This is a genomic window from Achromobacter sp. CF-sbj1-Ac2-l (assembly GCF_052698165.1).
The window spans coordinates 261,335-273,133 of record NZ_CP199855.1 but is presented as its reverse complement, the minus strand read 5'-3'; the positions used below and the strand labels follow the sequence as shown (position 1 = coordinate 273,133).

Annotated in this window: 12 protein-coding genes; 4 read left to right on the top strand and 8 right to left on the bottom strand. The window is 64.7% G+C overall.

Going from position 1 to position 11,799, the window contains the following annotated elements; translation table 11 throughout:
- Window positions 1–9: 9 nt before the first annotated feature.
- A complete protein-coding gene (locus ACUDCK_RS01280; RefSeq protein WP_175143661.1) occupies window positions 10–786 on the bottom strand; it encodes a fused MFS/spermidine synthase in 777 nt (258 codons plus the stop codon).
- Window positions 787–963: 177 nt separating this feature from the next.
- Here ACUDCK_RS01280 and ACUDCK_RS01275 point away from each other — a divergent pair, with 177 nt between their 5' ends.
- Both ACUDCK_RS01275 and ACUDCK_RS01270 read left to right on the top strand, forming a co-directional pair.
- The gene (locus ACUDCK_RS01275; protein WP_175167255.1) at window positions 964–2,055 is read left to right on the top strand and encodes a hypothetical protein; all 1,092 of its coding nucleotides are present in this window, start codon (window positions 964–966) and stop codon (window positions 2,053–2,055) included.
- A gap of 138 nt (window positions 2,056–2,193) precedes the next feature.
- Window positions 2,194–2,688 carry a hypothetical protein gene (locus tag ACUDCK_RS01270; RefSeq protein ID WP_244976884.1) on the top strand — a complete coding sequence of 165 codons (495 nt, stop codon included), beginning with the start codon at window positions 2,194–2,196 and terminating at the stop codon, window positions 2,686–2,688.
- A 49-nt stretch (window positions 2,689–2,737) separates the two neighbouring features.
- Here ACUDCK_RS01270 and ACUDCK_RS01265 read toward each other — a convergent pair whose 3' ends face one another.
- The 6 genes from ACUDCK_RS01265 to ACUDCK_RS01240 form a co-directional block, all read right to left on the bottom strand.
- Complete coding sequence (locus tag ACUDCK_RS01265) at window positions 2,738–3,007, bottom strand: hypothetical protein (protein ID WP_175167256.1); 270 nt, start codon at window positions 3,005–3,007, stop codon at window positions 2,738–2,740.
- On the bottom strand, window positions 3,008–3,781 hold the full coding sequence (locus ACUDCK_RS01260) for a hypothetical protein (protein ID WP_175167257.1): 774 nt from the start codon (window positions 3,779–3,781) through the stop codon (window positions 3,008–3,010).
- A gap of 73 nt (window positions 3,782–3,854) precedes the next feature.
- Window positions 3,855–5,336, bottom strand: a complete 1,482-nt coding sequence (locus tag ACUDCK_RS01255) for a methylenetetrahydrofolate reductase C-terminal domain-containing protein (RefSeq protein ID WP_175167258.1) — start codon at window positions 5,334–5,336, stop codon at window positions 3,855–3,857.
- Between the two features lie 77 nt (window positions 5,337–5,413).
- Window positions 5,414–5,923: a flavin reductase family protein gene (locus ACUDCK_RS01250; RefSeq protein ID WP_054503695.1), complete on the bottom strand. Its 510-nt coding sequence runs from the start codon at window positions 5,921–5,923 to the stop codon at window positions 5,414–5,416.
- A gap of 107 nt (window positions 5,924–6,030) precedes the next feature.
- Window positions 6,031–7,059 (bottom strand): methionine synthase, encoded by a 1,029-nt coding sequence (locus ACUDCK_RS01245; RefSeq protein WP_175143653.1) that lies wholly within the window; start codon window positions 7,057–7,059, stop codon window positions 6,031–6,033.
- Between the two features lie 25 nt (window positions 7,060–7,084).
- Window positions 7,085–8,068, bottom strand: coding sequence for a DUF1852 domain-containing protein (locus tag ACUDCK_RS01240; protein WP_054503697.1), 984 nt, complete (start codon window positions 8,066–8,068; stop codon window positions 7,085–7,087).
- A gap of 277 nt (window positions 8,069–8,345) precedes the next feature.
- Between ACUDCK_RS01240 and ACUDCK_RS01235 the strand changes: the two genes are divergently transcribed.
- Entirely contained in the window at window positions 8,346–9,131 is a 786-nt protein-coding gene (locus ACUDCK_RS01235) for a helix-turn-helix domain-containing protein (protein ID WP_175167259.1), read from the top strand.
- Window positions 9,132–9,196: 65 nt separating this feature from the next.
- Window positions 9,197–9,808 carry a GNAT family N-acetyltransferase gene (locus ACUDCK_RS01230; protein WP_175167260.1) on the top strand — a complete coding sequence of 204 codons (612 nt, stop codon included), beginning with the start codon at window positions 9,197–9,199 and terminating at the stop codon, window positions 9,806–9,808.
- 82 nt (window positions 9,809–9,890) lie between these two features.
- On the opposite strand, the gene glmS is transcribed toward ACUDCK_RS01230, so the two are convergent.
- Window positions 9,891–11,723 carry a glutamine--fructose-6-phosphate transaminase (isomerizing) gene (glmS, locus tag ACUDCK_RS01225; RefSeq protein WP_064524576.1) on the bottom strand — a complete coding sequence of 611 codons (1,833 nt, stop codon included), beginning with the start codon at window positions 11,721–11,723 and terminating at the stop codon, window positions 9,891–9,893.
- Between the last annotated feature and the right edge of the window lie 76 nt (window positions 11,724–11,799).

Here is an 11,799-nt window from a genome sequence, read left to right as displayed (position 1 = left end):
CCCCCGGTGCTACTTCAATTCCCGCGTGGCCCCGATCACGCGCAAGGTCGGCATCAACTGGCGCCAGGCATCCTTGGCGATCGCGGCCGGTCGCTTCAGGTCGGCCGCCGCGGGATCATCCAGCAGGTCGCCCTTGCAGGCGAAGACGATGCTGTTGGTCATGTCGTCGTCCACCACCTCGAACATGGCGCTGCCGAACGCGGTCCGCACCCGGTCCAGGTACTCGTGGTGATCCGGATGGTTGACGTGGAAGTTGATCACGAGGATGCCGTCGTCGCGCAGGGCGCGATGGCAGTCCGCGTAGAAATCCGCCGAACACAGCGCGTCAGGAATCCCGGCATCGTCAAAACCGTCGAGCAGCAGCACGTCGGCGGCCTCGCACAGGCCGCGCACATAATCGGCGCCGTCGGCCTGCACCACCCGGAAGCGATCGCTGTCGGGCGGGACCATGAACGCCTCGCGCAGCGCGATCACGGCCGGGTCGATCTCGACCACCGCGATGCGCGAACGCGTCAGGTAGCGATGGCAGAACTTGGCCAGCGAACCGCCGCCCAACCCCACCATCAGAATGTCGGCGGGCTCCGGGGCGAACAGCACGAAGCCCATCATCATCCGCGTGTACTCCAGGTCGAGCGCGTCGGGATTGAGCGTCGACATGCGGCTCTGGATGACTTTCTCGGAAAAATGCAGGGTGCGTGTGGTGCCGGCGGCCTGCACGTAGGGCCGGGCGACGTCTGGCGCCACCGGCGCGCTGGACAGGGACAAGGAGGAATCACGGGCGGACATGGGGCAGAAGATACCACCGCCGCCCGCCCGCGACGCGATCTCGGACCGATCCCCACCGCCGCCGGTTAAAGAATGCGCGCCGGACAGCCGTACATATCGTGTCACCTCGCCATCGCGGGCAGCGGCCGACCCGGCCCGCCCCCGATGCCATGTGCCCCGCCTTACCGGAACATCCCCATGCAGCCATTGGCCACCGACAACCTCCTTCCTCCCGCCGTCCCCGCCGGCAGCGACCCGCGCGCCGCCAGACGCGACGCCGACGCCGATGCCAAGGCGCAGAACCTGGAAACCACGACCAGCGACCGCCCGGTCTCGGTACGCGTGGTGCTGAGCGACGACGCCCTCGAACGCGCCGCCAAGGCGCGCAAGGCCGCCTCGCAGATCGCCGTCGATGCGGCCCAGTCGCGCCAGGATTTCGCCCGTTCCCGCGTCTCGCAGATCAAGCAGCGCATCGAGATGCTCAAGAAAATGCTGATGTTCCTGGGCAAGGCCGCGGCCAAATCCATCCTTCTGGAACTACGTCAACTGGCCGGCGAACTCGGCCAGGCCGCCGCGGCGCTCAAAAGCAGCGCCAGCGCCGCGCCGGCCGCGAGCGCCGCCGACGCCACGGCGGCGCCCGTGGTGCAGGGTGCCAGCGGCCCCGCGACGGACGGCCCCGCCGCCACCGTCTCGCAGGCCACCACGGCCGAAGACGCCAACGCCGCCGGGCCCGCGTCAGCCGATGCCGGCGACGCAGCATCGGCCCAGGCCGCCGTGCCCAGCGCCGCCACCGCCTCGCGCGCCGTGGCGGCCTATGCCGCCGCCAGCGACACCGCCGTCGCGACCGCCGCCGACACGGCCGAAGCGGCGGATCCCGCCCCCGCGGCGCAAGCCGCGACCCCGGCGCCGCGCGACGCCGCCAAGGACGTCTCGGTGCCCGGCGAGCAAGACAAACCCAATGCCGCCAGCGGCGACGACGACAAGTCGACGTCCACCGCCGAATCCCGCCAGGAACGGCAGGTCGAGCAGAAGCGCCGCCAGGATGATGCCCAGGCGGTGCGCGACGCCATCCGCGCCATGAAGGAACTGCTCGCCATGCTCAAGAGCAAGCTGCGCATGCAGGACAAGGCCACCCAGAAACAGGTCGCCGAGGTGCAGGACGCCCTGGCCGACGCCGAGAAATCGGCCCATGCGATCGAAGGCGGCGGCCCGACCGGCGCCGGCCTGGACAGTGGCGGCGTGGGCGGCGCCAGCATGGAGGCCGGCGGCGGCATGACGGCGTCGGCCTGAGCGGCCGGCGGAATACCGCCACTCGCGGCGCCCGCGGTCGCCCCCTGACATTGCGCCCCGGCGGCGCGCACCCCGCGGCAAACGGCCTATGATGACGCTCCGTCCCTCTTGCCATGGCGGCCGCCGCCGCCCACCGCGATGTCCCTCATCCGCCCGCTCCTGCTCATCCTGCTGGCCCTGCCGTTTCCGGCCATGGCCCAAGCAGACGTCGATGACACCGCCGCACAGGCCCGTGCCACCCTGAAGCAGCGGTCGCTGGAACCCGAATGGATAGACGAGTGCTTCCTTGCCAGCAATCCATTCCGCTACTGCATCTATCTCGATAAACAAGCCGGCGGATTCCGTGTCGCCGACGTGCAATTGCGCGAGCCCTACCAGGTCTACCTGTTCGACAACGGGCCTGACTATCCACAGGACGGGCGCTACCGCATCCGCCTGAACGGCAAGATCGGCTATGCCGACGAAGAAACCGGCGCCATCGTCGTCGCCCCCGTCTACGACTGCGCCTTTCCGTTCAAGGACGGCAGGGCCAGCGTGGGCTTCGGCTGCAAGGAAGAAAGCGATGGCGAGCATCGCTGGTGGTCGGGCGGAAACTGGCAGGTCATTGATAAGAACGGAAAGACCGTCAAATAAGAACCCGGTTACACGCCCGCGCCTTCATGATCCGGCGCGCCCCACGACATCATCGCGTCCAGCAAAACCACCGCAGGCGCGCCTGCGAATCGTGCGCGTCCGGGTCGTCATGCTCGAACCCCACCTCCACCCCACCGGCGGTGGTCACAACGAAGTGGAACTCGATATCGCCACAGGCGGTGATCAACGGAAAGCAGCGCGGATCGTCCCGCCGATAGGCGCGGTCCAGATCGCTGGGGTTGTAGAGCTCGTCCGCCATGCCCAAGGCGACGAACACGGCTTCGGGCGTGTTCGGGCCGCGCGGCATCCGGCGCGGCAATCACTCCATCCGTAGCGTATCGATGGTCGTCGTCGTCCTGGCCCTGGGCGTCGTGCTCTCGACGACCAGCGCGACTCCAAGCTGACGCAGGAAGGCATAGCGCAGCTTGCGCACCGACAAACCGCTTTCATTGGTCTCCACGCAATCCAAATCGATGGCTTGCCCGGGAATTCGCTCATGCACTTGATTCGCGGGATAATCCGTGCCGCTGGCGCAGGTGAGCGTTTGCCTGGGCCCGGTTCGCCGCCCTTCCCATCCGCCCTCGCTCTCGAGCGTGAACCGGGCATTTTCCGGCGGATTGGCCAACACATCGCCCGGCCATTGCTGGATGTCGCGCGCCATCCAGCGCGGCGGCACCTGCGCGGCCTTGAATCCGCCGGCCTGATGGATCAGCAGCGCCAGGCTGCGATAGTTGAGCGCCAACACGTAGTTGACCGGCAGGCCATTGAGCTTGCCGATATAGATACTGCGCAACGTGCCGTCGTCGCGATCATTGTGGAACGTCAATTCGTACTCGCTGTCCACCGCGACGTGGTCGATGCCGACGGTATGCTGGGTGCCCGTCATGCGCAAGGCGCGAAACCCCATGGGCTGCGTGCCCGCCGCCGGCAGCCTGGCCCGCACCGCGGGCGGCAGGGCATCGGGCAACAGGGTGCGCGCGGTGTAGGCATCGGCATTGAGCGCGACTTCGCGGGTCGACACGGGTTGCGCGCAGCCCGCCAGCACGGTAACGGCGGCCAGCACGGCCAATCTGGAAATCGTCTCGATACGCATGGGATGGGCTCCACGTCAGGCAACAGGCAGGCAAACGCCAAGGCGTGGTGCATTCTGAGGGAGCGTCGAGGTATCAACCAGACTTTGGCAACGATTGGCAATCATTGCCCCGCGTCGGATCCTCCAGCTTGAACCATTCGGGCCACGAGCTGCGATGCCGGTCGCCCGCCTCGATACAGGGAATCAACGTCTGCGCCAGCGCAGGCAACCGATCCGCGGACTTGGCGATCCGATACTTGACGCTGTGCACGCATTCCCGGTCGCCGAATTCGCATCGATTGAGCCGGGTGCCGCCGCAGGGGCCGTTCGCCAGGCCTTTGGGACAGGTCTCGGGGCAGACGTAGAGTGTGTCCTGCAAGCGGCAGGTGCCACAGGTGTCACAACCCACCAGCGGCCGCTTGAATGTCCGTTCGACCGCGAGCAGCGCCCGCGCCGCCACGCCGGTCTTCCAGAACGGCCGCGTCACACTCCAGCCAAAGGCGCTGCCGAGCCATCCCGTGCGATCGAAGAGCTGTTCATGCACCGTGGAAAGCAGCGTATAGCGCAAACGCTCCCCGGGAGTGGCCGCGACATCGGACTGCCCCAGCTCCCACGCGTCAATGCCAGGGGCGAAGCCTGTCTGGGGTATCCCGGGCATCCGCCAACTCGCCTGCCATCGATCCATCCAGTCGGACAGCGAGGTCACCGCATCCCGTTGCTCGGCGATCGCCTGCTCCAGCAACAACAGTTCGTCCAGCGTGTGCACTCCGGACAGATGCACACCGGCATAACCCATCCATTGCAGGCCCACGATCTGCAGCGCCAGCCGCTCGAGGCTGCGCGCGCTGGCATCGGCGGGCGAAATCTCTTGCTCCCTGCCCAGCAATTCGCGCATGGCGTCGGTGATGACGATTCCGGGCACATCCTGCAACGCCGCCGCGCGCCTGTGGGTCAGCCGCATCACACAGGCCAGCATGGGTTTGACGCAGCCCTGGGCGCGCATCCAGGCCTGGGCTTCGAGATGCTTGGCGGCGTCGAAGCCCAGTTGCAGGGTCAGGAAATCCGCGCCGGCCAGCAGTTTCTTCTGCGCCTTCAGGTACTGCGCGGCGCCTTCTTCCTCACGGTATTTGAACGGGTTCAACGCCGCGCCCAGCAGCCAGTCCGGGCCGTGCTCGCGGGCAATCTGCAGCGCGGGCACCGACTCCAGATAGCGCACGGGCGCCCGTCCCGGATCATGGCCAGGCAGGCGGTCCCCACTGAGCAGCAGCAGTTGCGACAGGCCCCGCGCCTGCATCGCGTCCATCTGGCCCAGCAGGTCGGCGCGCGCGCGATCCTTGCCCGAGAAATGCAACAGCGATGAAGCCGGATCGCCCAGCGCCCCTGCCCCCTGCAGGGGGCTCAGGTCGGAATGCAGGCCGACGCGGTCGGCGAAGGCAGGCAGCAACGGCCAGCCGGCCAGGTGCCCGCGTTGCACGATCCGCTCGAGCGCGGCCCGGCGCGCGGGAGACTGTTGAGGAATGATCTCCAGCACGCAGGCGAAGCGTCTCGCGTTCAACGCCTGTTTCAATGCACTCAAGACAGCTCGATACCAAGTCGTTCAGGGGCGCCGCGCCACCTCGCGCCGCAACGGATTCGGCCAGCGGCGATTGGCGCTCAAGCCGCGCCGTGCGCGGCGATGTTGCGATATTGCCCTTTGAAATACAGCAATGGCTGCGTGGCCGCCGCTTCCTGCAGATTCAGCGCCTTCACTTCGCCAATCACGATCACGTGGTCACCGGCGGCGTATTCTGCGTGGATCTCGCAATCGATCCAGTGCAGGCTGCCGGCAATGAGCGGATTGCCCAGCGGCGATTCCTTCCAGTCGATGCCGCGCCACTTGTCTGTGCCACGCCGGGCGAACTGGTTGGACACCTCGACTTGCGCATCCGACAGGATGTTCACGGCAAAGCGGCCCGCCTGGCGGATCTTGGGATAACTGGCCGAATTGGACATCACGCTGAACGACACCAGCGGCGGGCTCATCGACACGCTGTGGAACGACTGGCAGGTAAAGCCGATCGGCTCGCCATCGATGTGGGTGGTGACCACCGTGATACCGGACGCGTAGTGCCCGAGCGCTTCACGAAAGCGCAACGGCTCGATGGCGGGACTGGGGAGTGACATGGTAGGGACTGCCAAAACTGGCGACTGGGTGCAGCGCGAATGCTATGTAAGGCCTTGCGGGCAGGGCCGTCGCAAGCAGCTTGCGACGGCCATTTCCCGTCTCGAAATCAGTTCGAGAGTTCGTTGCGGACGATCTCCGCGCCTGCGCTCAGCGAGCTCAGCTTGGCGCGCGCGATCGCACGCGACAGCGGAGCCATGCCGCAGTTGGTGCACGGATAGAGCTTGTCGGCGTCCACGAACTGCAGCGCCTTGCGCAAGGTGTTGGCCACTTCCTCGGGCGTCTCGATGGTATTGCTCGCCACGTCAATGGCGCCCACCATCACCTTCTTGCCGCGAATCAGCTCAATGAGCTCCATCGGCACGTGGGAGTTGTGGCACTCCAGCGAAACGATGTCGATATTGGACTTCTGCAGCTTGGGGAAGGCTTCCTCGTATTGCCGCCATTCCGAACCCAGCGTCTTCTTCCAATCCGTATTGGCCTTGATGCCGTAGCCATAGCAGATGTGGACGGCGGTTTCGCACTTCAGCCCTTCGATGGCCCGTTCCAGCGTGGCGACGCCCCAGTCATTGACCTCGTCGAAAAAGACATTGAAGGCGGGCTCGTCGAACTGGATGATGTCGACGCCGGCCGCTTCCAGCTCCTTGGCTTCCTGGTTGAGGATCGTGGCGAATTCCCAAGCCAGCTTCTCGCGGCTCTTGTAGTGATCGTCATACAGCGTGTCGATCATCGTCATCGGGCCGGGCAGGGCCCACTTGATCGGCTGCTTGGTCTGCTGGCGCAGGAACTTGGCATCCTCGACGAAGACCGGTTTCTTGCGCGCCACTGCGCCCACCACCGTCGGCACGCTCGCGTCATAGCGGTCGCGGATCCGGACGGTCTTGCGGTTCTCGAAATCGACGCCGTCCAGGTGCTCGATGAACGTCGTCACGAAATGCTGGCGCGTCTGTTCGCCATCGCTGACGATGTCGATGCCCGCGTGCTGCTGTTCCTGCAGCGACAGGCGCAGGGCATCCTGTTTGCCCTCGATCAGTCCGCCATCCTGCAATTTCCAGGGCGACCACAGGGTCTCGGGCTCTGCCAGCCAGGAAGGTTTGGGCAGGCTGCCGGCGGTGGAGGTGGGAAGCAGTTTTTTCACAATAAGACCTGATGCTCTTTATTAATCAATGTGGGGTGGCCGCGGACCACTGCTCAAGAACCGTCTGATACGGCTTGATGAAGTTTTCCTCGACGAACTTGCCCTGCTCGACAGCCAGCCGGCTACGCTCTTCCCGATCGTAGACAATGCGGGTCAGGGAATAATCCTGGTGCTTCAGGCTCGGCTGGTAGGACTTCCCGGCAGCCGAGTTGGCGTTGTAGATCTCGGGCCGATAGATCTTCTGGAAGGTATCCATCGTGCTGATGGTGCTGATCAGCTCGAGATTGGTGTAATCGCCCAGCAGATCGCCGGTGAAATAGAACGCCAGCGGCGCGGCGCTGTTGGGCGGCATGAAGTAGCGCACCTTCATTCCCATTTTCTTGAAATACTCGTCCGTCAACGAATACTCGTCCTGCAGGTATTCGACGCCCAGCACGGGATGCTGGTTTTCGGTGCGCTGATAGACCTTGCTGCTCGAAACGCTCAGACAGATGACGGGCGCCTTGTGGAAGTTTTCCTTATAGGTGCTCGAATTCACGAAGCTCTTGAAGAGCTTGCCGTGCAGGTCGCCAAAATTCTCCGGCGTGCTGAAGGCGGTCGTATTCTTGTTGTGCTCCAGCAGCAGCACGCTGAAGTCGTAATCCCGCACGTACGAGGAAAAGTTATTGCCTACGATGCCCTCGAAGCGTTCATTGGTATGCCGGTCGAAAATGCTCGTCTTCAGCACTTCGATCAGCGGCAGGCCGTTACCGCTGCTTTGGCCTTCGATATTCAATTCGACGGAAATGATCTCGAGCTTTACGGAATAGCGATCGCCCTTGGGATTATCCCAGTGCGCCAAGGCGTTGAAGCGATTGTCGATCATCCTGAGCGTATTGCGCAGATTCTCCTGACGGCTCTCCCCCCGGGCCAAATTGGCGAAGTTGGTCGTGATTCGCGTATTGTCCGCGGGACGATAATCCTCATCGAAACAAATGCTCTTGATGGCAAATGTAAACTCTTTACTCATTCTGATCCGGCGCTCAAATTTCTGACAAAAAGCTCGCGTCTATTTTCCGCCGTCATTTATTTCCAAATTTCTTCGGATTTTTGATTTGGCAGTCTTGACACTTTCAATATTCGAGCCGTATTTTATGTTGCGCCTTCCATGAATAAAAATGATTTTATTTGGATGAAATCATTAGTTCCGCTCATGCTCTGGCCGAGGCCGGGCGCCCCCATGCCAGCGGGACATGGTCCGGCAGGGCAACGTCCGGCCGCGCGGCGCGCCAGGGCGTCGCGCTAACATGGCCGTCATGGGGTCGTTCAATCGCCGTCAATTCACCGGTATCGAGGTCGCGCACATCGCGGACGGCACGCGCGGCTTTGCGCCCCATTTCCACGACGAATTCGTGATCAGCGTCAATGTGCGGGGCTGGGAAAAAATCACGCTCGACAGGAAATGCTTCGATGCCGCCGAGGGTGACGTCACGCTCTACAACCCGGCGCAGGTCCAAAGCTCCCATGTCATCAGTGAGTCGTGGCAATTCGCGAGCATGTATGTGGACCCGGCCGCCCTCCCGGTCCTGCTCGGCATCAACCCGGAAACCGTTTTCGACAAGCCCCTGCTGCAAGCGCCAGGCATTGCAGCCAGGCTGCGCGGCGCCATCCTGTCAGCGCTGAACCGGAACACGCCCGAGAGCGTGGCGCAGGAAGGGCTGGTCCACGTTTTCGACGAACTGTTGCAGATGGCGGGATCGGGCGGACCCGCGACATCCAGGCACGTGCCGGCGTCCATCAGCGGCATCGCCGACCGCCTGCGCGACGACCCTGCCTTGCCGACGCTGACGGACCTGGCGGCATCGGCGGGGATGACGCCCGTGCAGCTCGTTCGGGCCTTTTCCAGGGTCTATGGCATGCCCCCGCTGGCGTGGCGCTGGAACCAACGGGTTGCCGAAGCGCGCAAGAGAATCGCCCAAGGCGAGAACATTGCGGCGGTGGCGCTGGACCTGGGATTTGCCGACCAGTCCCACCTCACGCGCAGGTTCCGGGCCGTCGTCGGCGTCCCGCCCGGCCAATGGCGCGACGGCTGAAATAGCGTTCAAGACAGGGCCGCGCGCCCGCGGGCATAGTGCTGCCGTTACTGAACGAGCAGACTATGACCGCCGCCTCTTCGCCCATTCCCATCGGCTACACCGCCGTCCCCCGCGGACACATTGCCAGTGTCGTCACCGACCTCGAAATGCTGTCCAGGCCCGACTTGCCCGGCGCTTCCTTGCCCCAAGGTTTCGAGCTGGCCCCGGTTGCCGGAATCGGCCTGGATGCCTACCGCGCGCTGTTCCGCAAGGTCGGGGCCGACTGGCTGTGGTTTTCGCGCCTTTTCATGGAAGACGGCGAGTTGGCCGCCATCCTCGCGCACCCCGACGTCGACATCCACATTGTCCGGACCGGACTTGGGGACGTTGGCATTCTGGAGTTGGACTTCCGCACGCAAGGTGAATGCGAGTTGGCGTTCCTGGGGCTCACCGCGGAGTGCACGGGCCGGGGCGTGGGCCGCGCGCTGATGAGCAAGGCAGTGGAACTGGCCTGGGTGCGGCCCATCACCCGGATGTGGGTCCACACCTGCACCTACGACCATCCTTCGGCACTGCGCTTCTACATGAAAGCGGGCTTCAAACCGTACGCAATCCGGGTGGAAGTGCAGAGAGATCCGAGGTTGAGCGGCGACTTGCCGAAAACTGCCGCCGCGCACGTCCCGATTATCGACTAGCCGCCGCGGCCGGCTCGGGTCGGCGCCGACCGGCAATGGAAAGGGGCCGCCACGGCGGCGGCCCCGCGTCCTCGCCGCGATATCACTCCACCGTCACGCTCTTGGCCAGGTTGCGCGGCTTGTCCACATCGGTGCCGCGGGCGCAGGCCGTGTGGTACGACAGCAGTTGCAGCGGCACCGTGTGCAGGATCGGCGACAGCTTGCCGTAGTGCTCGGGCATGCGGATCACGTGCATGCCTTCGGCGCTCTGGATCTTGCTGTCGGCGTCGGCAAACACGTACAGCTCGCCGCCGCGCGCGCGCACTTCCTGCATGTTGGACTTCAGCTTTTCCAGCAGCTCGTCCTTGGGCGCGATGGTGACAACGGGCATGTGCTCGGTCACCAGGGCCAGCGGACCGTGCTTGAGTTCGCCGGCCGGGTAGGCCTCGGCGTGGATGTAGCTGATTTCCTTGAGCTTGAGCGCGCCTTCCAGCGCGATCGGGTAATGCATGCCGCGGCCCAGGAACAGCGCGTTTTCCTTCGAGGCAAAGCGGTCGGCCCAGGCCATGATCTGCGGTTCCAGCGCCAGCACCGAGCCGATGGCCACGGGCAGGTGGCGCAGCGCCTTCAGGTGTTCGGCCTCCTGCTCGTCGGTGAGGCGGCCGCGCACCTGCGCCAGCGCCAGCGTCAGCAGGAACAGCGCGGTCAACTGCGTGGTGAAGGCCTTGGTCGAGGCCACGCCGATTTCGACGCCAGCACGCGTGATGTACGACAGCTTGCACTCGCGCACCATGGCGCTGGTGGACACGTTGCAGATGGTCAGCGTGTTTTCCATGCCCAGCGAGCGGGCATGCTTGAGCGCGGCCAGGGTGTCGGCGGTTTCGCCCGACTGGGAGATCGTGACGACCAGCGAACGCGGGTTCGGCACGCTGTCGCGGTAGCGGTATTCGCTGGCGATTTCGACGGCCACGGGGATCTTGGCGATCGATTCGATCCAATACTTGGCGGTCAGGCCGGCGTAATAGCTGGTGCCGCACGCCAGGATCAAGAGCGAATCGATGTCCTTGAAGATCTTGTAGGCGTCGTCGCCGAACAGCTCGGGCGTGATGGACTCGATGTCCTGCAGCGTGTCGCCGACGGCGCGCGGCTGCTCGAAGATCTCTTTCTGCATGTAGTGGCGATAGGGGCCGAGCTCGGCCGCGCCCGTATGCACGTGCACCGTGTGCACTTCGCGCTTCACATCCTTGCCATTGGCGTCCACGATCCAGACGCGCGCCAGTTGCAGATCGACGACGTCGCCGTCTTCCAGGTAGATGATCTGGTCGGTGGTGCCGGCCAGCGCCAGCGCATCCGATGCCAGGAAATTCTCGTTCTGGCCCACGCCCACCACCAGCGGCGAACCCTGCCGCGCGCCGACCACGCGGTGCGGCTCGTCGCGGCAGAACACGGCGATGGCGTAGGCGCCGTGCAGGCGGCGCACGGCGTTCTGCACGGCCTCGAACAGGTCGCCGGCGTACAGATGGTTGACCAGGTGCGCGATCACTTCAGTGTCGGTCTGGCTTTCGAAGACGTAGCCCACGGCCTGCAGCTCGGCGCGCAGTTCGTCGTGGTTCTCGATGATGCCGTTGTGCACCAGCGCGATGCGCGGTTCGTCGTTGCCCAGGCGCGAGAAGTGCGGATGAGCATTGTGCGTGGCCGGCACGCCGTGCGTGGCCCAGCGGGTGTGGGCAATGCCGGTGAAGCCTTGCAGATGGTCCTGCGCGACCTGCTCGGCCAGCTCGGCCACGCGCTGGGTGCTGCGCGTGCGGCGCAGGTGGCCGTCGGCGTACACGGCGACGCCGCAGGAGTCATAGCCGCGGTATTCCAGCCGCTTCAGGCCTTCGACCAGGATCGGGGTGATGTCGCGCTGGGCGACGGCGCCAACAATGCCGCACATAGGAGAGACTCCTGAAAGTTCGAGTACGGAACGCATTGTGCGCGTCCCGACAAGAAATTTGATTTCTTTATCTGGT

Excerpts from the sequence above, each read along its gene's own strand:
- ACUDCK_RS01235 (WP_175167259.1), top strand. The coding sequence starts at position 8,346 with ATGGCCGTCATGGGGTCGTTCAATCGCCGTCAATTCACCGGTATCGAG.
- ACUDCK_RS01260 (WP_175167257.1), bottom strand. The coding sequence starts at position 3,781 with ATGCGTATCGAGACGATTTCCAGATTGGCCGTGCTGGCCGCCGTTACC.
- ACUDCK_RS01250 (WP_054503695.1), bottom strand. The coding sequence starts at position 5,923 with ATGTCACTCCCCAGTCCCGCCATCGAGCCGTTGCGCTTTCGTGAAGCG.
- ACUDCK_RS01230 (WP_175167260.1), top strand. The coding sequence starts at position 9,197 with ATGACCGCCGCCTCTTCGCCCATTCCCATCGGCTACACCGCCGTCCCC.
- glmS (WP_064524576.1), bottom strand. The coding sequence starts at position 11,723 with ATGTGCGGCATTGTTGGCGCCGTCGCCCAGCGCGACATCACCCCGATC.
- ACUDCK_RS01280 (WP_175143661.1), bottom strand. The coding sequence starts at position 786 with ATGTCCGCCCGTGATTCCTCCTTGTCCCTGTCCAGCGCGCCGGTGGCG.
- ACUDCK_RS01270 (WP_244976884.1), top strand. The coding sequence starts at position 2,194 with ATGTCCCTCATCCGCCCGCTCCTGCTCATCCTGCTGGCCCTGCCGTTT.
- ACUDCK_RS01275 (WP_175167255.1), top strand. The coding sequence starts at position 964 with ATGCAGCCATTGGCCACCGACAACCTCCTTCCTCCCGCCGTCCCCGCC.
- ACUDCK_RS01240 (WP_054503697.1), bottom strand. The coding sequence starts at position 8,068 with ATGAGTAAAGAGTTTACATTTGCCATCAAGAGCATTTGTTTCGATGAG.